The organism is Streptomyces sp. C1-1, from assembly GCF_050214755.1.
Lineage (GTDB): Bacteria > Actinomycetota > Actinomycetes > Streptomycetales > Streptomycetaceae > Streptomyces.
Window position 1 is genome coordinate 509850 of the sequence record NZ_CP189826.1, and the last position, 21764, is coordinate 531613.

General features: G+C 71.4%; 11 protein-coding genes. 4 read left to right on the forward strand and 7 right to left on the reverse strand.

What is annotated here, in order from left to right:
- Window position 1: 1 nt before the first annotated feature.
- Genes ACQF4J_RS02265 through ACQF4J_RS02290 form a run of 6 tightly spaced genes read right to left on the reverse strand, consistent with a single transcriptional unit; the run spans window position 2 to window position 17155 of the window.
- Complete coding sequence (locus ACQF4J_RS02265; protein ID WP_427164359.1) at window positions 2–6391, reverse strand: type I polyketide synthase; 6390 nt, start codon at window positions 6389–6391, stop codon at window positions 2–4.
- Complete coding sequence (locus ACQF4J_RS02270) at window positions 6388–11817, reverse strand: SDR family NAD(P)-dependent oxidoreductase (protein ID WP_427164360.1); 5430 nt, start codon at window positions 11815–11817, stop codon at window positions 6388–6390. The genes ACQF4J_RS02265 and ACQF4J_RS02270 overlap by 4 nt, the downstream gene beginning before the upstream one ends.
- Window positions 11818–11839: 22 nt before the next feature.
- Window positions 11840–14866 (reverse strand): type I polyketide synthase, encoded by a 3027-nt coding sequence (locus ACQF4J_RS02275; RefSeq protein ID WP_427164361.1) that lies wholly within the window; start codon window positions 14864–14866, stop codon window positions 11840–11842.
- On the reverse strand, window positions 14863–15600 hold the full coding sequence (locus ACQF4J_RS02280; protein WP_351567992.1) for a thioesterase II family protein: 738 nt from the start codon (window positions 15598–15600) through the stop codon (window positions 14863–14865). Before ACQF4J_RS02280 ends, ACQF4J_RS02275 begins: the two co-directional genes overlap by 4 nt.
- Window positions 15597–16847 carry a cytochrome P450 gene (locus ACQF4J_RS02285; protein ID WP_351567989.1) on the reverse strand — a complete coding sequence of 417 codons (1251 nt, stop codon included), beginning with the start codon at window positions 16845–16847 and terminating at the stop codon, window positions 15597–15599. The genes ACQF4J_RS02280 and ACQF4J_RS02285 overlap by 4 nt, the downstream gene beginning before the upstream one ends.
- Window positions 16844–17155 carry a phosphopantetheine-binding protein gene (locus tag ACQF4J_RS02290; protein WP_351567985.1) on the reverse strand — a complete coding sequence of 104 codons (312 nt, stop codon included), beginning with the start codon at window positions 17153–17155 and terminating at the stop codon, window positions 16844–16846. The genes ACQF4J_RS02285 and ACQF4J_RS02290 overlap by 4 nt, the downstream gene beginning before the upstream one ends.
- A gap of 238 nt (window positions 17156–17393) precedes the next feature.
- On the opposite strand from ACQF4J_RS02290, the gene ACQF4J_RS02295 reads away from it, so the two are divergent.
- The 3 genes from ACQF4J_RS02295 (at window position 17394) to ACQF4J_RS02305 (ending at window position 19983) form a co-directional block, all read left to right on the forward strand.
- Complete coding sequence (locus tag ACQF4J_RS02295; RefSeq protein ID WP_351801189.1) at window positions 17394–18245, forward strand: putative nonproteinogenic amino acid hydroxylase; 852 nt, start codon at window positions 17394–17396, stop codon at window positions 18243–18245.
- A 283-nt stretch (window positions 18246–18528) separates the two neighbouring features.
- Window positions 18529–19047, forward strand: coding sequence for a hypothetical protein (locus ACQF4J_RS02300; protein ID WP_351567975.1), 519 nt, complete (start codon window positions 18529–18531; stop codon window positions 19045–19047).
- Window positions 19048–19140: 93 nt separating this feature from the next.
- The gene (locus ACQF4J_RS02305; protein ID WP_351567972.1) at window positions 19141–19983 is read left to right on the forward strand and encodes a DUF4097 family beta strand repeat-containing protein; all 843 of its coding nucleotides are present in this window, start codon (window positions 19141–19143) and stop codon (window positions 19981–19983) included.
- A 118-nt stretch (window positions 19984–20101) separates the two neighbouring features.
- On the opposite strand, the gene ACQF4J_RS02310 is transcribed toward ACQF4J_RS02305, so the two are convergent.
- Window positions 20102–20845 (reverse strand): GbsR/MarR family transcriptional regulator, encoded by a 744-nt coding sequence (locus tag ACQF4J_RS02310; RefSeq protein ID WP_351567969.1) that lies wholly within the window; start codon window positions 20843–20845, stop codon window positions 20102–20104.
- A 223-nt stretch (window positions 20846–21068) separates the two neighbouring features.
- Here ACQF4J_RS02310 and ACQF4J_RS02315 point away from each other — a divergent pair, with 223 nt between their 5' ends.
- A complete protein-coding gene (locus ACQF4J_RS02315; protein ID WP_351567966.1) occupies window positions 21069–21740 on the forward strand; it encodes a DUF4097 family beta strand repeat-containing protein in 672 nt (223 codons plus the stop codon).
- Window positions 21741–21764: the final 24 nt, after the last annotated feature.

Sequence of the window (21764 nt, forward strand, 5' to 3'; positions counted from 1 at the left end):
GTCAGTTGCCCCTCTCGTCCAGAGCCAGGTCGACGAGTGCTTCCAGGTCCATGGCGGCCAGTTCGTCCGAAGCGGTGTCGTTCGAGCTCGTGCCCGGTGCCGGGCGCAGCAGGCCGGCGATGTGCCCGCCGAGCTCGCGCGGTGTGGGGTAGCTGAAGACGAGGGTGGTCGGCAGGCGCAGTCCGGTCGCGGAGGCCAGGCGGTTGCACAGTTCGACGGAGGTCAGCGAGTCGAAGCCGAGCTGAGTGAACGCCTGGTCGGCATCGAGGGGCGTGCCGGCCGGGTGCCCGAGCACGACGGCGACCTGTTCGCGGACCCAGTCCAGTACGGCCGTCTCCGCCTCGCCCGCCGGATGGGCGGCGAGCCGTGCGGGCAGGCCGCCGTCCCCGGTCCTGCTCACCCTGTTGCGCGCCGGGCGACCGGTGGCGACGAGCTCACCCAGGATGGGTGGCGAATCCTCGCCGTTCCTGTCGCGCAGGGCGGCGATATCCAACCGGGCCGGGATCACCACCGGGTGGTCGACGGCGCGCGCCGCGTCGAACAGGGCCAGTGCCTCGGCGGTCGGCATCTCGGCGACGCCGAGCCTGCGGACCCGCGCGAGATCGGCCTCGGCCAGGTTCCCGGTCATGCCGCTGCGCTGCTCCCACCAGCCCCAGCACAGTGAGATACCGGCCAGACCGGAGGCCCTGCGCTGCGCCGCCAGACCGTCCAGGAACCCGTTCGCGGCCGCGTAGCCCGCCTGCCCGGCTGTGCCGAGCGTGCCCGCGAGGGCGGAGAACAGGATGAACGCCGAGAGATGGTGTTCCCGGGTCAGCTCGTGCAGGTTGACCGCGCCGAGGACTTTGGCGCGCAGCGCGCGATCGAGGCTCTGCGGGGTCAGCGACTCGACAGTGCCGTCCGCCAGCTCACCCGCCGCGTGCACGACCGCCGTCAGCGGATACCCGGGAGGCATGTCCGCGAGCAGCCGGGCCACTGCGTCCCGGTCCGCGACATCGCAGGCCACCACCTTGACGGCCGCGCCCGCTCGCGTCAGCTCGGCGACCAGTTCCGTCGCCCCGTCGGCCGCAAAGCCCCGACGGCTCGCCAGCACCAGGCTGCGCACCCCGTGTTCGGTGACGAGATGCCGGGCGACCAGCGAGCCCACTCCCCCGGTCCCACCGGTGACCAGCACGGTCCCACTGCCGAAGCCGCTCCCCAGATCGAAGATGATCTTCCCGGTGTGGCGGCCCTGGCTCATCTCGCGGAACGCCCCGCGCGCGTCGCGGATGTCCCGGACGGCGATCGGGTTCAGGTGCAACTGCCCGTCGGTGAACAGTTCCATGACGGCGCGGAACATCTCGTGGATGACGTCCGGGCCGGCCTCGTAGAGGTCGAAGGCGCGGTAGTCGACGCCTGGATGACCGGCCGCCACCCGCTCGGGATCGCGGACGTCCGTCTTCCCCATCTCCACGAAGCTCCCGCCTCCGGGGAGCAGCTTCAGCGAGGCGTCGACGAAGTGGTGCGCGAGGGAGTTCAGCACGACGTCCATCCCGCGGCCGCCCGAGGATTCGAGGAAGGCGTCCGCGAACTCCACATCCCGCGACGAGGCCAGATGCGCGTCGTCCAGGCCCAGGGCGCGCAGGGCGGCCCACTTGGCCGGGCTCGCGGTCCCGTAGACCTCGGCACCGACGTGCTTGGCCAGTTGTACGGCGGCCATCCCGACGCCGCCCGCCGCCGCGTGGACGAGGATCCGACGGCCCTTCTCCAGACGGGCCACGTGGAAGAGGGCGTAGTAAGCGGTGAGGAAGGCGCCCGGCACGGACGCGGCCTCGACGTAGCTCCAGTCGTCGGGGACGGGCATGAGCAGGCGGTGGTCGGCCACGGCCACGCGGCCGAAAGCGCCGGAGAAGATGCCCGTCACCCGGTCGCCCGGTGCGAGAGTAGTGACGTCGTCCGCGACCTCCAGCACGGTTCCGGCGCCCTCGCTGCCGATCCCGGCGTCGATGGCCGTCCGTTCCACCAGGCCCAGGGCGATCGTGACGTCCCGGAAGTTGAGCCCGGCGGCGTGCACGGCGAGGCGCACCTGCCCGCTCGTCAGGGGCGCCTCCACCTCCGGGCACGGCACCCAGATCAGGTTCTCCAGCGTCCCCTTGCGGGGAATGCCCAGCCGATGCGCGCCCGAGGCCGGCGGCTCGATCCGGGTGCTCGGGGGTGAGGTCTCCGTGATCCGGGGAGCGAGCAACTCACCCCCACGCAGGGCCAGTTGGTCCTCGTCAAGGGCGAGGGCGGCCGCGAGGAGCGCCCAGGACGCTTCCTCGTCGTCGACGTCCAACAGCCGCAATCTGCCGGGGTGTTCGGTCATGGCGGACCGGATCAGGCCCCAGACGGACGCGCCGAAAAGGCTTTCGACGCTCTCCCGGACACCGGTGGCGAGGCGGGTGAGGACCACCAGCGTGGATGCGGCGAACGCGTCCTCGGCGAGGAACCGCTGGACCTGCGCCAGCACACGCGTGTTCACGGCGGTCAAGTCGGGCTCGGTGCCGACGATATCGTCCACCCAGAGCACGAGGTGCCGGGGTGCCTGCCCCGCGAGCACCTCGTCGAAGGACGCGTAGAACTCGGGTGCGTCGGCGAGACGGGACGCCGGACCGTCTTTCGCACCGAGAACGCCCCACCGCCCCCGATCGGCCTCCCGCTCGGGCGAGCGGACCGGTCGCCATGCCACCTGATACAGCGACTGTCCGGATCCGGCGCTCGCCGCCCACAGTTGCCCGGGACTCGCCTGCCGGAACGTCAACGCCCCGATGTGCGCGATCTCGCGGCCGTGCTCGTCCGCGGCCGTCACCGACACGGCGGCCTCGCCGGCCGGCGAGATCCGGATCCGCACGGTCGGGCCGCACTCCCCGTACAGCTCCGCCCCAGACCACGAGAACGGCATCCAGCCCCGGTCTCTCCCGATCTCGACCACCCCGCCGGCCACGACCGCGTGCAGCGCGGAGTCCAGCAGCGCCGGATGCAGGGCGAAACCGGCATCGTCCGAACCGTCGGCGGTCGTGGGCAAGGTCGCCGTGGCGAAGAGGTCGTCGCCGCGCCGCCATACCTCGCGCAGCCCGCGGAAGGCCGGCCCGTAGTCGAAGCCCGCGTCCGCGAAGGAGTCGTACAAGCTGTCGATGGGCAGTTGCCGCGCCTCGGGCGGTGGCCACACGGCGAGGGATTGCGCTTCGTCGGTCCGCGTGGCCGTCGTCGCCGCGCTCGGTGCGAGTCTCCCCGCGGCGTGCCGGGTCCAGTCGCCGGCCGTTCGCTCGTCGTCGACGGGCCGCGCGTACACGTCCAGGGAGCAGTGCCCCCTCTCGTCTGCCGCGCCGACGACGATCCGTACCCGCACGCCGCCCGGGTCGGGAAGGATCAGGGGCACTTCCAGGGAGAGTTCGTCGACCGCGGAGCAGCCGACGGCGTCGCCGACCCACAGCGCCAGGTCCAGGTAGGCCGTCGCCGGTACGACCACCGCGCCGAACACGGCGTGATCGGACAGCCATTCGTGGGTGCGCAGGGACCACTGGCCGGTGAACACCACCTCGCCGGTGCCGGGGTGGTCGACCACCGCACCCAGCAAGGGGTGTTCCGGGGCCGCCAGCCCGGCGGAGGAGACATCCGCCCTACCCGTCCCGGACTGGAAGTCCAGCCAGTACCGCCGCCGTTGGAACGCGTACGTCGGAAGGTCCACCCGGCGGCGGGGGCCGAACAGGGCGTCCCAGTCCACGTCCCCGCCCCGGACGTGCAGGTGGGCCAGCGAGTCGACGAGCGTCTCCACCGCGTCCCGGCCCCGCCGGGCCGCCGACAGGACCACCGCGTCGTCCACGCCCTCGGCGGCGAACGCCTCCTTGGTGATGCTCGTGAGGGTCGATCCCGGGCCCAGTTCGAGGAAAGCGCCGGTTCCGGCCGTACGGGCGTGCTCCACGGCTTCGTGGAAGCGCACGGGTTCGCGGATGTGCCGTACCCAGTGGGCGGCGGAGGTCAGTTCCTCGAGCGTGGCCTCGCGGCCCAGTCTCGTCGAGACGACCGGGATGGTCATGCGGCCCGCCGGGAGTGCGCCGATCGACCTCGCGAACTCCTCCAGGACCGGGTCCATGAGCGGGGAGTGGAAGGCGTGGTCGACGTCGAGGAGTTTCGCCGACACACCGTCGGCGACGAGACGGTCCCGGAGGTCGAGGACCTCGTCGCGGACACCCGAGACCACGACCGACTCCGGGCCGTTGACGGCGGCGACGCCGATCCGGTCGTAGGCGCCGAGAAGGGCGCCGACCCGGTCCTGCGAGGCGCGGACCGCGACCATCGCGCCCCGCTCGGCCTTCTGCATGGCGCGCCCGCGCGCGGCCACGAGGCGCGTCGCGCTGTCGAGGTCCAGGGCGCCGGACACATGGGCGGCGGCGATCTCGCCGATGGAGTGGCCGATCAGGTGGCTCGGCTGCCCGCAGAGCGTCATCAGGAGCCGGTATCGGCTGACCTCCAGCGCGAACAGGGCCGGCTGTGCGATGTCCGTGCGGGCCGCTCCGTCCTCCGTGGGCGCGTCGGCGAGCAGCAACGTACGCAGGCTGTACGGGAGATGGGCGTCGAAGTGTGCGCAGATCTCGTCGAGGGTGTGAGCGAAGACCGGGAAGGTGTTGTACAACTGCCGCGTCGTTCCTGCCCATTGGGTGCCCTGTCCGGGGAACAGGATGGCTGTGCCGCCGACTTCACCGGCGACGCCCCGTGCGACCGCGGCGGACTCCGTGCCGTCGCGCAGCGCCGTGAGACCGAGCAGCAGTTCCTCCCGGTCGCGTCCCAGCACCACCGCGCGATGCTCGAACTGCGACCGGGTCGACGCCAAGGACCCGCCGATGTCGGCGATTTCGGCGTCCGGGTCGGCGGCGGTGGAGTCGCGCAGCCGACCCGCCTGCGCCCGCAGTGCGCTCTCCGAGCGTGCCGACACGACCCACGGAACAAGGCCGGTCAGCGGCTCGGAGGCGCAGGGCGCCTCTTCCTCGGGAGCCTCCTCCAGGATCAGATGTGCGTTGGTGCCGCTGGCCCCGAAGGCGGACACGCCCGCGCGCCGGGGCCGTCCGGGGACGCTCGGCCACTTCATGGTCCCGGCCAGCAGTTCCACCGCCCCGGCCGACCAGTCCACCCGCGTCGTCGGGCGGTCCACGTGCAGGGTCTTGGGCATGGTCCGGTGACGCATCGCCATGATCATCTTGATGATGCCGCCGACTCCCGCGGCCGCCTGCGTGTGCCCGATGTTCGACTTCAACGCCCCGAGCCACAGCGGCCGGTCGGGATCGCGGTCCTGTCCGTAGGTGGCCAGCACCGCCTGCGCCTCGATCGGATCGCCCAGTGTCGTGCCGGTGCCGTGGGCCTCGACCACGTCCACCTCGTCCGCCCGGACCCGGGAGTTCGCCAACGCAGCGAGTATCACCCGCTGTTGGGACGGGCCGTTCGGTGCGGTCAGCCCGTTGGACGCGCCGTCCTGGTTGATCGCCGAGCCTCGGATCACCGCCGAGATCCGGCGTCCGGCCCGCCGGGCGTCCGACAGCCGCTCCAGGACCAGCATGCCCGCGCCCTCGGAGAAGCCGGTGCCGTCGGCCGCCTCGGCGAAGGCCTTGCACCGGCCGTCCGCCGCCAGGCCCCGCTGCCGCGACATCTCCCGGAAGACCTGTGTCGTCGCCATGACGGTGACGCCCCCGGCCAGCGCCAGCGTGCACTCGCCCTGCCGCAGCGACTGCACGGCCTGGTGCACCGCCACCAGCGATGAGGAGCACGCGGTGTCGATCGACAGCGCCGGGCCCTCCAGACCCAGCGCGTACGCCACCCGCCCGGACGCCACGCTGAGCAGCGAACCGGTCTGCCCGTAGCCCGCGATGGCCTCGGGCGTGTGGACGTGGTTGCCGTATCCGAAGTACGCGATGCCGGCGAAGACGCCGGTGCTGCTGCCGCGCAGGGTCCGCGGGTCGATGCCGGCCCGCTCCAGTGACTCCCAGGAGGTCTCCAGGAGCAGCCGCTGCTGAGGATCGGCGGCCAGTGCCTCGCGGGGGCTGATCCCGAAGAAGTCGGCGTCGAAGTCACCGGCGTCGTACAGGAATCCGCCGGAGCGGGTGTAGCAGGTGCCCGGCCGGTCCGGATCCGGGTCGTACAGGGCGTCCAGGTCCCAGTCGCGGTCCTCGGGGAAACGCGATACCGCGTCCCGGCCCGCCGCCACCAACTCCCACAGCGCCTCCGGCGACGCCACCCCGCCCGGGAAGCGGCAGCCGACACCGACGATCGCGATGGGCTCCGCGGCGGCCTCCGTCAGCTCGTTCAGGCGCCGACGGGTCTCGATCAGCTCGATCGAGGTCCGCTTGAGGTAGTCGAGAACTTCGGCGTCGTTGTCGTGTGTCATCGCTCTCCCTGGCCGAGCTCTTTGTCCAGCAGCGAGAGAAGCTCGCCGGCTGATGCCGAACTGATCCGGTCGACGATGCCCACCGGTGATGCGTCGCCCCCCGCCGTGCGAACCCGACCGTGCAGCTCGCCGAGAAGGGCGGCGATGGTGCTTCTGTCCTCCTCGGCGAGTTCGAGCAGTACGTCCGTCAGCCGGGCGCCCAGTCCTTCGATCTCCTTGGCGAGGCGGCCGGCCGGGGATTCCCGGTCGGCGCCGGGCTGGAGCCCCTCGGTCAGGAACCGTGCGAGGGCGCTCGGGTTCGGGTGGTCGAAGGCGAGCGTGGCGGGCAGTTTCAGGCCGGTGACCTCCGCCAGCCTGTTCCGCAGCTCCAGCGCCATGAGCGAGTCGATGCCGAGATCCCTGAACGCCCTGGTGGGACGGACCCGTTCGGTTCCGGCGTGGCCGAGCACGATCGCGGTCTGCGCCCGTACGGCATCGAGGAGCACTCCTTCCGCATCGGGCCGGGACAGCGCCCTCACCCGCCGCGCGAGCCCGGCGTCGCCGGCTCCCCGGCTCCTCCGGCCGGACGGAGGCGCCGCCATGCCGCGCAGCAGCGGCACGCCCGGGACAGACGGGTCCAGCCGCGCGGGCACCAGCACCGGCTCGTCCCGCGAGAGCGCCGCGTCGAAGAGGGCGAGCCCCTCGTGCGACGCCATCGGCCGCACGCCCTGCCGCTGCAGTCGTTCGACGTCCCCCGCACCGAGGGCGGCGCCCGCCTCGGTGCGCTCGGCCCAGTAGCCCCAGCACAACGAGCCGGCGGCCAGACCCTCGGCGCGGCGGGCCTGAGCCAGCCCGTCGAGGAAGGCGTTGGCCGCCGCGTAGTTGGCCTGTCCCGCCGTTCCGAGGACGCCCGCGACCGAGGAGAACAGCACGAACGCGGACAGATCCAGGTGCCGGGTCAGTTCATGCAGGTACCAGGCACCGCGCACCTTCGGCGCCAGTACCTCGTCGACCCGGTCCTCGGTGAGCGCCTCGACGACCCCGTCGCGCAGTACGGCCGCGCAGTGGACCACAGCCGTCAGCGGGTGCTCGTCGGGCACCGCGGCGATCAGCCGGGCGACTGAGTCGCGGCTGGTGACATCGCAGGCGACGATCTCGACGTGCGCCCCCGCCGCGGTCAGTTCCTCCTTCAGCCCGGCCGCCGCAGGTGCCGCCGGCCCTCGCCGGCCGGCGAGCACCAGCCGGCCCACGCCGTGCCGCCGTACGAGATGGCGGGCCAGCATCGCCCCCAGGCCGCTGGTGCCACCGGTGATCAGGACGGTGCCGTCGAGGGGCCGACGCCGGGCGGCCGTGCCCTGGACAGGCACCAGCCGAGGGGTGGTCACCACGCCGGCCCGGATCTTGAGCTGGGGTTCCCCGCTCGCGGCGACGGCCGCGACACAGGCACGTGAAGCGGCCTCGTCGTCCGTGTCCACGAGCACGAACCGGCCCGGGTTCTCGGTCTGTGCGCTGCGGACGAATCCCCAGACCGCGGCCGCCGCGGGGTCGGGGTGGGGCACGTGGTCGTCGTGGATCGCATCGCGGGTCACGACGACCAGGCGGGAGTCGGTGAACCGGTCGTCGGCGAGCCAGTCCCGCGTCCAGCACAACACTTGGTGGACGTTCCGCTCGGCAGAGGCGGGGGTGTCGCCGTCGGCCGCCCCTTCCACCCGGGCGATGACGACAGGGGGGATCGTCGGGCCGGAGGCGGCGAGGTCACCGAGGGAGGCATGGGCCGCTCCGTCCCGGCCCGCGGCGGACGGGCCCACCACGGCGTACCGGCCGGAGGCCGTGCCGGACGGCACCGGAAACGGTGTCCAGTCCATCCGGAACAGCGCGTCCTGGTGGACGGAATCCAGCTCGCTCAGCCGGCCGACGTCAACGGGCCGCAGGAGCAGCGAATCGACGCCGCCGAGCGGTGTTCCGTCCTGATCCGACACGGCAACGGAGACCGCGTTCTCGCCTGCGGGCGCCAACCGGACCCGCAGCGCGGTCGCCGACCTCGTGGAGTTCAGATGGATCCCCGTGCAGCGGTACGGCAGCCAGTCCTCGGCCCGGGGGTCGTCGACGAACCACCCGAGCCCGATCGCGCCCAACGCGGCGTGGAGCAAGGCCGGGTGGATCCGGAAGCCGCGCCGATCCGTTCCGTCCTGGGCGGGAAGTTCCGCATCGGCGTACAGGACCTCGTCGCGGCGCCAGACGTGCTTCAGCCCGCTCTCCTTCTCGAACGGCACCTCGACCGCGCCCTCGGGAGGCCACGCAACGAGTCCTTCCTCCGCGCGGGTTACTCCGGTGACGGACCCGACGGCGTTCCGGATCCACGCGGATTCGCCCTCGCCCCGCGAGTGCACGCCGAGGACGCCCTTGCCGTCGACGACGACCCGGATCTCGCGGTCGGCCGTCCGGGACAGCACCAACGGTGTCTCCAGCGTGAGTTCGTCGACGACGTCGCATCCCACCCGGTGGGCCGCCCACGCCGCCAGCTCCACCAGCATCGACGCCGGTGCCACCACGGCGCCGTGGACCGTCTGGTCGTACAGCCAAGGGTGTTGCCGCGGTGACAGGCGCCCGCTGCCCACCACTCCACCGTGCTCCGCGTCGCCGGGCAGGTCGATCACGGCGTCGAGGAGCGGGTGGTCCGAGGTGGCGCGGGTGGTGGTCTCCGCGGGTGTGCTCAGCCAGTGGCGCTGCCGCTGGAATGGGTACGTGGGCAGCTCGGCCCAATGGCCGTCCCGGCCCGGGAACACCGTCTCCCAGGACACCTCGACGCCCGCCACGAAGGCCTCGGCCGCCGACCGGTACAACCGCTTGAGGCCGCCGTCGCCACGGCGCAGCGAGCCGACCACCACGCCCTCGGCGCCGGGGGTGTGGTCGAGCATGTCCTGGATGTTGATCGTGAGCAGGGGGTGCGGGCTGGCCTCGACGAAGGCGCCGTACCCCGCGTCGAGGAGGCATTTCACGGCCGCTTCGAAGCGGACCGGTTCGCGCATGTTGCGGAACCAGTAGACGGCGTCCAGCTCCGCGGTGTCGATCGGTCCGCCGGTCACCGTGGAGTAGAACTCCACCGGCGAGGACGTGGGGGTGATTCCGCCCAGCTCGCCGAGGAGCCGGTCCTCGAACCGGTCCATCAGCGGTGAGTGGCCGGGCACGCCCGCCGGGATCCAGCGCGCGCGGGTGCCCTCGGACTCGCAGATCGCGACCAGTTCCCGGACCGCCGAGGCCTCCCCCGCGACCGTCGTCGAGTACGGCCCGTTGATCGCGGCGATCGCGGCCCGTGACCCCGTCCGCTCCAGCAGCTCCCGCACCCGGTGCTCGGGCAGCACGATCCCGGCCATACCGCCGTCCTGGGCGCTGGTGGCCAGTATCCGGGACCGTACGGCCACGATCCTGGCCGCGTCCGGCAGGGGCAGTGCACCGGCGACGCAGGCGGCGGCGATCTCGCCCTGGGAGTGGCCGATCACCGCGTCCGGTGTCACCCCCAGCGACCGCCACACCCGCGCCAGCGACACCATCACCGCGAACAGCACCGGCTGGACGACCTCGATCCGGTCCAGGTCGCCCGCATTCGGGCCGCCGCACACGGTGTCGCTCAACGACCAGTCCACCCACGGTGCCAGGGCGTCCTCGCACGCGCGCATCCGCTCGGCGAACACCGGGGAGGACTCCCACAGTTCACGCCCCATCCCGGCCCACTGCGAGCCCTGGCCGGGGAAGACGAACACCGTCCTGCCGACCGGTCCGGCGACGCCGGACACCACACCGGCCGGGTTCCGGCTGCCGGCGGCGACGGCGTCCAGGCCGGCGAGGAGTTCCTCCCGGTCCGCGCCGATGACGACCTGGCGGTGTTCGAACAAGGAGCGCGTCCCCACGAGGGAGTGCCCCACGTCGGCCGTCGGCAGGTCCATGGCCGGGCTGTCCCGCAGCCGCTCCGCCTGTTCCCGCAGTGCCTCGGCGGACCGGGCCGACAGCACCCACGGCACCGCACCGGGGACGTCGGTAGGTGTCCGCTCGACGGTCTCGGGAGGTTCCTCGAGGATCACGTGCGCGTTCGTCCCGCTGACCCCGAACGACGACACTCCCGCGCGCCGGGGCCGCCCCGGTGCGCTCGGCCACTCCCTCGCCCCGGTCAGCAGCCGCACCGTCCCCGCCGACCAGTCGACATGCTGGGTCGGCCGGTCCACGTGCAGCGTCCTGGGCAGCACCCCGTGATGCATCGCCATGATCATCTTGATGATCCCGCCGACGCCCGCGGCCGCCTGCGTGTGCCCGATGTTCGACTTCAGCGAACCCAGCCACAGCGGGCTGCCGGGGTCCCGGTCCTGTCCGTAGGCGGCCAGCAGCGCCTCCGCCTCGATGGGGTCACCCAGCTTCGTGCCGGTCCCGTGGGCCTCCACCGCATCCACGTCGCCCGGTGTGAGGCCGGCATCGGCCAGGGCCGCTCGGATGACCCGGCGCTGCGCCAGTTCGTTCGGCGCCGTCAGCCCGTTGGAGGCGCCGTCCTGGTTGATCGCCGAGCCCCGGATCACCGCCCGGATCCGGCGTCCGTTGCGCAGCGCGTCCGACAGCCGCTCCAGCACGAGCACGCCCGCGCCCTCGCCCCAGCCGGTGCCGTCGGCCGCCTGCGCGAACGACTTGCAGCGCCCGTCGGCCGACAGACCCCGCTGCCGGGCCGCCTCCACGAACAACCCCGGAGTCGGCAGCGCCGACACCCCGCCGGCCAGCGCCAACGTGCACTCCCCCGACCGCAGGGACCGCACGGCCTGGTGCACCGCCACCAGCGAGGACGAGCAGGCGGTGTCCACCGACACCGCGGGACCTTCCAGCCCCAGCACGTACGCCACCCGGCCCGAGGCCACACTGGTGTACGTCCCCGCGATCGCGAAACCCTCCGTCTCCCCACCGCCACCGCCGCCAAGCCGCGGGCCGTAGTCGACGCCGTAGATCCCGGTGAACACCCCGGTCGCTGAGCCGCGCAACCCGGCCGGGTCGATCCCCGCCCGCTCCAGTGCCTCCCAGGACGTCTCCAGCATCAGCCGCTGCTGCGGATCCATCGCGAGCGCCTCGCGCGGGCTGATCCCGAAGAACGGTGCGTCGAAGTCGGCGAGTCCGGACAGGAACCCGCCCGAGCGGGTGTACGTCTTCCCGCGCGCCTCGGGGTCCGGGTCGTACAACGCCTCCACGTCCCAGCCACGGTCGCGCGGGAAGCCGCCTATCGCGTCCACGCCGTCGGACACCAGCCGCCACAGCTCTTCGGGGGACGTGACCCCGCCGGGGAAGCGGCACCCCGCGCCCACGACCGCGACGGGCTCGCGAGCGCACTCCTCCAGCTCCCGCACCCGCTCGCGCAGCGTCTGCGCGTCGCCGACGGCGCGTCGCAGGTAGGACCGGAGCTTGTCGACGTCTTCCACCTGGGCCTCCCCCATGACTTGCTCAGACGTATCCGCGGTCGATCAGTTCGAACAGTTCGTCGTCACCGCGGCTTTCCGGGCCTTCGGTGTCCGGGGCTCCCGGCACCTCCGGCGCGAGGAGGGAGAAGAGGTGGCGCCCGAGCGCCTGCGGGGTCGGATAGGTGAACGCGACAGTGGCCGCCAGCCGGACTCCGGCCGCCTTGGTGAGCCGGTTGCGGAGCCGCACGGCCATCGAGGAGTCGAACCCGAGGTCCTTGAAGGTTTCGGTCGACCTTGCCGCGAGATCGGCGTCGGTCGGGCCGGCGCCCTTCGCGCTCAGCACCGCAGCCGTCGCGGCGCACACGAGCTTCAGGGCCGACGACTCCGATCCGATCGCCTGCGGGACGGGACCCGGATCCGTGGAGCCGGTGTCCTCGGGCGCCGTCAGCCAATACGGCCGCCGTTGGAAGGGATAGGTCGGCAGGTCGATCCGGCGGGGTCGGTGCGCGGCGAAGACCTCCGTCCAGTCCACCGGCACACCGCGCACGTGCAGTTCGGCCAGCGACGCCAGGACCCTGCCCACGCCCCCGTCGTCCTTGTCGAGGGTGCCCACCACCGGTGGTGGGGCGCTCAGCACGTCGGCGGTCTCCTCCATCGCCACCGTCAGCACCGGACGCGGACTCACCTCCACGAAGGCCCCGCCGCGCTCGCGCATCAGCTGCTCGACGACCTCGCCGAACCGCACCATCGAGCGCAGGTTGTCGTACCAGTACGAGCCCCTGAGCGCGAGTGGGTCGAGCACCTTCGCAGTGACCGTGGAGTGGAACTCCACCGCCGTCGCCCTCGGCGAGACGTCCGCGAGGTCCGCCAGCAGGCGTTCACGGATGCGTTCGACGTGATGGGAGTGGGACGCGTAGTCCACCTTGACCCGTCGCACCCGGACCCCGTCGCCTTCGGCCGCCGCGGCGAACCCGTCCAGCGCCTCGTCGTCCCCGGAGATCACCACCGACGCCGGTCCGTTGACGGCGGCCATGGCGAGCCGCCCGGACCAGCGTCCCAACCGTTCCTCGACCCACGCCGGGGAAGCGGACACCGCGCTCATCCCGCCGCCCGGTCCGGCCAGTTCGGTCAGGGCGCGGCTGCGGACGGCCACGACCTTGGCCGCGTCCGCCAGCGACAGCGCGCCCGACACACAGGCCGCGGCGATCTCGCCCTGCGAGTGCCCGACCACCGCCTCGGGGACCACCCCCAGCGACCGCCACACCCGCGCGAGCGACACCATCACCGCGAACAGCGCCGGCTGGACCACATCCACCCGGTCGAACGACACGGCCGGCTCCGCACCGGTCAGCACCTTCACCAGCGACCAGTCCACCCACGGCGCCAAGGCATCCGCGCAGTCGTCGATACCGCGCGCGAAGACATCCGACTCGGCGTACAACTGCCGCCCCATGCCGACCCACTGCGAGCCCTGACCGGGGAACACGAAGACCACCGGCGCCACCGGCCCAGAGGCCACTCCGCGAATCACTCCTGCCGGGTCCTCGCCCGCGGCCAGCCTGCCCAGCGCTTGCGCACGGTCACCGCCCAGCAGTACGGCCCTGTGTTCGAACGAGGCTCGCGTCGACACCAGGGAGTACCCGACGTCGGCAGCCGACAGCGACGCGTCCGCGCTCACGCGGTCCCGTAGCCGTGCCGCCTGCTCGCGCAAGGCCGGCTCCGAGCGGGCCGACAGCACCCACGGCGGCGTTCCCTCGCCGGCGAGCCGGGCTTCCGTCCGTGTCGGGGGCGCCTCTTCGAGGATCACGTGCGCGTTCGTGCCGCCCATCCCGAACGCGGAGACCCCTGCCCGGCGTGGCCGGTCCGGCGTACCCGACCAGGGGCGCACGGCCGTGAGGACTGCGAAGTCCTCGTGGAAGTGCGGTACGGCGGGGTTCGGGGACCGGAAGTTCAGGCTGGGGACCAGACGGGCGTGGTGCACGCAGAGCGCCGTCTTCACGAAGCCGACGATGCCGGCGGCAGGCTCCAGGTGTCCGACGTTCGTCTTCACCGAGCCGATCACCAGGGGGCCGTCACGGCCGGTGGCGCGGAACACCTCGCGCAGACCTGACAGTTCGGCCGGATCGCCGAGCCGGGTGCCGGTGCCGTGGGCCTCGACGTAGTCGACACCCTCGAACGGAACACCGGCACGGTCGAGAGCGGACAGCACGGTCGCCGCCTGGGCTTCCGCGCTGGGATCCGGCATCCGCGAGGAGGCACCGCCGCTGCCGACACTCCAGCCGCGCACCACCGCGTAGACGCGGTCACCGTCGGCGACGGCGAGGTCGAGCCGCTTCAGCACGACGAATCCGCCGCCCTCTCCCCGTACGAAACCGCTCGCCCGCTCGTCGAAGGTGAAGCAGCGGCCGTCGGGTGAGAGGGCACCCAGATTCGCCAGGCCCAGTCCCGCCCCCGGATCGACGATCAGGTTCACGCCGCCCACGAGCGCCATGTCGACCGCGCCGCCGTGTATCCGGTCGCAGGCCAGCGCCAGCGACACCAGGGAGGAGGACTGGCCCGAGTCCGCGCACAGGCTCATGCCGCGGACGTCGAACAGGCCGGAGATCCGGTTCGCGATCAACGCGCCGCTGGAGCCGAGTGCGGTGTAGTGGTCGTCCCGGTCGCTGCCCGACTGCCGGCGCAGGACGTCGTATCCGGAGGACGCGGCGCCGACCAGGACGTCGATCTCGCGTCCGGCGAGCGAGGCCGCGGGCAGCCGGGCGTCCTCCACGGCCTCCCAGGCGAGTTCCAGCCCGAGCCGCTGCACGGGGTCCATGGCGGCCGCTTCCGCCGGGCCGGTGCCGAAGAACGGCGCGTCGAATCCGTCGACGGACTCGAAGAACGAACCCGCGGTCAGGGTGGCGGTGTCGGGGTGGGAAGTGAGGTTCGAGGGGACTGTCCGGTGTTCGGGAAGCCTTCCGACGGTCGACCTCCCGTCGAGCAGCAGGTGCCAGAACTCCCCCAGGTCGTGCACGCCGGGGAAGCGGCACGACATGCCGATGACGGCTATCTCGGGCCGCACTGCGTTCATCGCCAACGGGTCAACAACCTCCGCAGTTCGTCGGGCGCCTTCGCGAACTCGTGGTGCCCGCCGTCAAGGACCCGGATGTCGACCGATTCCGAGTACCGATGCCACCCCTGGAGCTGGTCGAGGCTTACGTCCGGGTCGTCACGCCAGTGCAGTACGACGACGGGGCAGCCCACCGCGACCGGCTCGGCCCGGTGATACCGACGCGCGGCGGCGTGATCACGGAGCAGCACGGCCATTCCCATGTCGATCATGTCCGGCCGCGGCTCGATGCCCCGGCCGCGCACGAACGCCTCGACCTCGGCACGCAGTTCGGGCGCGGCCATGGTGAGCATCCGGTCCTGGCCGGCGTCGTGCGGCGCCGGCTGGCCCGACACGAAGAGGCGGTCCGGACCGGGCAGACCCAGTTCGGCGAGCAGGAGGACGGTCTCGTAGGCGGGCAGGGCCCCCGCGCAGTGCCCGAAGAACGCGAACGGCCGGTCGAGCAACGGGGCCAGTGGTCCGATCAGGTCGGCGGCGAGGTTTTCGTAGGTGTTGTAGTGGGGTTCGCCCAGCCGGTTCTCGCGGCCGGGGAACTGCAGGGGGCAGATCTCGATGTCGTCGAGGGCCGCCGGCCAGGCGCTGAAGGCCGATGCTCCGGTGCCGGAGTAGGGGAAGCAGAAGACGCGGCCGGAGGGATCGGGGGACTGCGGCCGGACGAACCATGGGGACGTGGCGGCGGTATGGCCGGATGTCATGGCGTCTGTCGTTTCTGGGCGACGATGGGGAGGTGGGTCATTCCGGCGATGAAGAACGACCGCAAGTGCTCTGGCTCGCCGTCGAGTTCGATCGACGCGAAGCGCTGGAGCAGCTCCTCGAAGAAGATGCGCAGGGTCAGCCGGGCCAGCGGTCCGCCGACGCAGAAGTGCGGTCCGAACCCGAACGCGACATGTCGCTTGGCGGCGCTCCGCGTGATGTCGAAGGTGTGCGGATCGGCGAACTGGGAGGCGTCCCGGTTGGCGGACCCGATCCATGCGACGACCGCGCCCCGGGCCGGGACGGTGCCCCCGCCGATCTCGATGTCGTGCACCGCGTACCGCATGAAGTTGCACGCGGCCGAGGTCCAGCGCAGTCCCTCCTCGACGAGGTTCGGGACCAGCGAAGGGTCGGCCTGCGCCTTCTGGAACTGCTCGGGCCGCTCGACGAGGGCGTGCACCGTGCCCGAGACGGTGTGCGGAGTCGTCACGTTGGCACCCAGGAGGATGCTGTAGCCGTCAAGGGCGATCTCCTCGTCGGTCAGCGGCGCGTCTCCCGCACGGACGTTCATGAGGTGGTCGAGCAGGCTGCCGTCCTCGCCGCCGGCCGCCCGCCGCCGGCCGACCCACTCGGTGACGTAGGTGACGAGCTCGTGGTGGGAGATGGCCAGCGTGGCGGCTTCGCTGCCGTGCTGGAAGTGCGGGTCGGAGGGGGCGGTCACCATCGCGGTCAGCTGCACGAGTTCGTCCCAGTCCCGCTCCGGGATGCCCAGGATCGGGCCCGTGACGATCGCCGGGAGGAGCAGCGCCCGCTCGGCCAGATCGAACGTGCCGCCGTCCAGCGCGGGTTCGAGGAAGCGTGCGACCGCCTGCCGGATCCGGTCCTCCCAGGGCGCCACCGCCCGCGCGGTGAGCCTGGCCCCGATCGCCCGGCGGACCTGGGTGTGCCGGGGCGGATCGGTGGACGTCATCAGCCTGCCCGCCGCGACGTCGTCGACGCCGAGGTGGGTGACCACTGTCCCACGCTCCGAGGTGAAGTCGCGGTGGTCGCCGAGCACGCGGCAGACGTCGCCGTAGCGCGTCACCGACCAGAACTCCCTGCCGTCCGGCAGGACTTGGTGATGCAAGGGTGCCGATTCCCGCATGACGTCCCAGACGGCGTGCGGATCGCCCGAGGTGTAGAGATCGAGGTCGAACAGGTCGACAAGGCCGAGATCGATGTCGTTCCCGGTCTCCGGCGTCAGCCTCACGTCCGTGGCCTCCCCTGCGCGATCAACTCGGCGACCCGGGCCGGGGTCTGCGCGACATAGAAGTCGCGCACGGACAATTCGACGCCGTAGTCCCGGAGCATCCGGTCGATGATCTTGATTCCGATCAGGGAATTGCCGCCGAGCGCGAAGAAGTCGTCATCCGCACCGACCGCGCGGCCGTCAAGGTATTCCCCCCACAGCGCCGAGATTTCGTGCGCGAGTGACACCGGTGCATCCGAAGGCGCGGCTTGCGGTTCTGCCGCCTCATCCTGTCCGTCCTGCTGGTGGACCCGCGGCCCCAATTCCATTGGCAGCCTTTCCTTCTCCGCCGGGCGAGTGACTCGTGCCGCCAAGTTAAATAGCCGAGGAAACCCCGCGCAAGAGAGGGCAGTGCGGTGCGCCCGGGCATCCGGTTGTCCCGCCGACGGGACAGCCGGCGACAGCCCGGGTTCTCTGGCTATTACCCGTACCGCGCAGATAGCCTGCGAATTCTGGTGACGGTCGACGCGTCTTGTGGTGACGGTCGGCGCGTCAAAAAATCACGCAGTGAGGGGGGTTTCGTTGCTTAAGTCGCAACGGCTTGCGGTGCTGCCCATCGACTCATACGATCTGGACTCCGAGTTGTCCGTCGTGGACCGCCACGAGTACAGCGGGGAGTACGACGCCCTCACGTTCGGGGCATGGTCGTGCCATGTGCTGGCCAACGGCAGCGGCGCCGAGTCCGACATCGCCTTCCGCCCCCACAGCGACCGCCTGGCCCTCACCGAACTGGGCAAGCAGTTGCCCGGCATCATGTCCCTGGTGACCGGGCATTTCTCCCTGGACCGCTTGCAGTGGGTGCGCATCTTCAGCCTCCGCGACGGCATCATGGCCCCTCATGTGGATTTTCTCGAATTCGCCGAACCCGGCACCAGGGTGCAGGTTCCGCTGCGCACCAGCGAGGAATCCCTCCATTCCGAGAATGACATCGTCTATCACCTCCGCCGAGGCGAGGTGTGGAAGATACACACGACCGTTCCGCATTCGGCGCGCAGCACCGCGAGTACCGCCCGGCTCTCCCTCTGCCTGGACTTCTCGGACGCCGAGGAGCCTGTGGCGATCCGCAACGAAGCGCCCGCGACCGATTCGATTCGCGTCATCGAGCGCCCCGAGGCGACAGAGGCGGAGATCGAGGAGCTCGTGGACTCCGGCCGGACGATGACCCGGGAATCCATGCGCTCGGACTTCCGTCGATTCGCCGCGCTCCACTACGAGCGGCACACGCCTGCCTCCGCCGTCTTCGACTGGTACGAAGAGGCCGCGAGGCGTTCCGGGGACGCAGCCGTTGCCGCGAAGGCCGAGGCCTTCCGCAGGTACTGCATCGAGAAGCGGGCCGACGGGGAGGCCTTCCACTGGTGAGGCACGCCTGACGGGCCGGGACGCGACACGCGTTCCGGCCCGTTTGCCATGTCGATGGCACCGGATGGCACCGGATGGCACCACTTGGCACCATCTGGCGCCACACAGCGCCATCACCCGCCCCTGAAGGAGGATGAGGCGAGCGCGGCGCCACGATGACACAACTCCTCTTCCAGACGTTTTCCCAGGTCACGACAGCACGCCGGGCGGATCTCGCACGACCCGCCAGCATGAGGCGCCATGCGGGCTTGCCGTGGTGCCATCATGGTGCCATCATGGCGTTATGGACCTCACCCCCTACGTCGACACCCTTCGCCGCGAACTCGCGGTGGCCGCCGAAGCCGGCGGTGACGATGCTCGCGAGCTGGCCCGCCGACTCACCGCCCCCCTGGAGTCGGCGACCAGGCTGGCCATGCTCAATGTGCTCTCCGACGCGATGGACGAGATCACCCGCGAGCTCGCCCCCGGGTCGGTCGACGTACGGCTGCGTGGGGTCGACCCGGACTTCGTGGTGACACCACCCCCCACCCACAACGGCCCGGCGGAACCCTCCGAGTCCCTCGAACCGCCGAGAGCCCCGGCTCCGGCCGATGGCGACGAAGGGGGCACGGCCCGCGTCAACCTGCGCCTGCCGGCCCATCTCAAGGCACGCGCCGAGGAGGCCGCGAGCCGCGAGGGCCTCTCCGTCAACGCGTGGTTGGTGCGGGCCGTGTCGGCCGCGGTCGACAGCGGCGGGGCGCGGCAACGGCCGACGGAGCGGACCCGCAATCTCGGACAGAACTTCAAGGGCTGGGTGCGTTAGCCGCGCCCACACCCCCAGGACAGACAAAGCGGAGCACCCACATCACGTCCCACCAGCGGGGACGATCCAAGGATTCATGAGGACGGGACAGCCATGCCTTCTTTCGACACTCTCGAACCCATCTCGGTCACCGCCTACGTGTACGCCGGCTCCATCCGGTTCACCGCGAGCGACCGCCTCGACACCGTGGTCGAAGTGCGGCCCCGCGACCCGAAGAAGGACCTCGACGTCCGGACGGCCGAGCAGACCGAGGTCTCCTGCACCAGCGGCATTCTGACTCTCCGCACGCCCAAGGCGAACATGCTCGGGCGCGGCGGCACCGTCGACGTGACCGTCGAACTCCCCACGGGCTCGAACCTCGACCTGGACGGCGAGGGGACCCATGTGATCGGCGAGGGCCGACTCGGCGACGTCCGCCTGAAGACCTCGGCCGGCGACGTCCGCCTGGACACCACCGGCCCGCTGCAGCTCAAGGCACAGCACGGGTCGAGCACCGTCGACCGGGTCGAAGGAACGGCAGAGATCACCAGCAGCACCGGCAACGTGCGCATCGGACTCATCGACGGCCCCGCCGTGCTCAAGAGCTCGCACGGCACCACGACCGTCGGCGCCGTCACCGGCGAGCTCCGACTGAACGGCACCAACGGCGCCATCGACATCGCGCGCGCCGAGGCGTCGGTCACCGGAACCACCACCAACGGCGTCGTCCGCCTCGCTGAAGTCGCCCGCGGCAACATCCAGTTGGAGACCTCCAACGGGAACGTCGAGATCGGCATCCGCGAGGGCACCGCCGCCTGGCTCGACCTCAACACCAAGCACGGGCAGGTCCGCAACACGCTCAACTCGTCCGAGGCCCCCGAGCCGACCGAGGACTCCGTCGAGGTCCGTGTGCGGACCAACTGGGGGAACATCGACATCTTCCGCGCGAAGGCCTGAGCACCCTCACCCCCGCATCCGCCTCGCCTCCTCCGTCCCCCGTCACCCGATCGTTCACAGGGAGGGTGCCATGCCTGCGCCTGTCATGCCCACACCCATTCAGGGTGACGGCAAACGGTCATCGACCACCGTCGGTGTCTCCGCCGGAGGCAGCCGGCTTGGTGTGGAGAATGTCGCGGGCCTGGTCCGCCGCACGGGCGATGCTCTCGGAGACGAAGTCCAGGAAGCGGCCGATGTTTTCGAGGCGGACGCCCGGTCCCGTGTCGGCACCGAGGACGGCGACGCCCTGCCGCGCGGTCTCGGCGACCTGGGCAGTGGAGCGCGCGCTGGCCATCATCGAGTCGTACATGATGTCGTCGTCGACGAAGTACCGTTCCCGACGGCCCTCGTCGCGCGTCCGCCCCACGAGGTCCTGGCTCTCCAGGAACGTGATCGCCTTGGAGACGGACGCCGGACTGACCTCGAGGCGCTGGACGAGCTCGGCCGCGGTGAGGCCGCGCGTGTCGGAGATGAGCAGGCAGGCCATCACCCGGGCCATCATCGCGGGCATGCCCGACTGCATGAAGACGGTCGTCAGTGTCTCCCCGTACTCCCGTACGGCCTCGGCATCACGCCCATAGGCCTCCAGGGACGCTTGGGAATTCCGGGGCGGCGCCTGCTTGCGGCGCTGCGCGCGGCGCTCGGTCGCGCGATGGGCGAGGTCCGAACGGTAGGCCGTGGGCCCGCCGTTGCGCATGACCTCGCGCGTGACCGTCGAGGTCGGACGGTCCAGGCGCCTGGCGATCTCCGCATAGGCGAGGCCGTCGGCCAGTCCCAGCGCGATCTGCTGACGTTCCTGCTGGGTGAGCCTGCCTCCCGGCATCACGGCCTCCTTCGTGTCGCGTACTGCCGCCCAATATAGCGTTCACCTCCAGCTCATTGCAAAAATTGGAGCACGGAACATTGCATTACTGTCCAGTCGGTTGCAACGATTTCGAGCCGATGAACAGCAACAACGTGCTTTATACGCAACGATCCTATTGCTCGATTCGTGAACGCAACGTAGCGTTTCTGTCATCAGAAACAACGGATTCAAGGAGCGCACGATGCAGAAGTTCCAGACCCCCACCCCGGTCTCCACCCTGCTCGACATCCCGGCCGGACGTATCCAGTTCATCGCCGCCGACCGCGCCGACACCGTCGTCGAGGTCCGGCCCGCGGACGCCTCCAAGAGCCGCGACCTGAAGGCGGTCGAGGAGATCGAGGTCGCCTACGCCGACGGCGTGCTGCGCATCGAGGCCGCGCCGGCCAAGAACCGCCTCCTCGGCAACTCCGGTTCCGTCGAGGTGACCGTGCAGCTGCCGGCCGGCTCCCGCATCGAGGGCAAGTCCGGCGCCGCCGAGCTGCGGGGCGTGGGGCGGCTCGGCGAGGTCGTCTTCGAGGGCGGCTACCGCCAGGTCAAGCTCGACGAGGCCGCCGAGGTCCGGCTGAGCGTGCACGACGGTGACGTCGCGGTCGGGCGGCTGGCCGGCCCCGCGGAGATCAGCACTCAGCGCGGCGACATCCGCATCGCCGAGGCCGCAGGCGGCGAGGTCTCCCTCAGCACCCAGAAGGGCGACATCGAGGTCGCCGCCGCGGCCGGTGTCTCGGCCGTACTCGACGCCGGGACCGGCCACGGCCGGATCAGCAACTCCCTGAAGAACAGCGCCGGCACCGACGCCGCGCTCAGCATCCACGCGACCACCAGCTACGGCGACATCACCGCCCGCAGCCTGTAACCCACCGCCATCCATAAGGGGCAC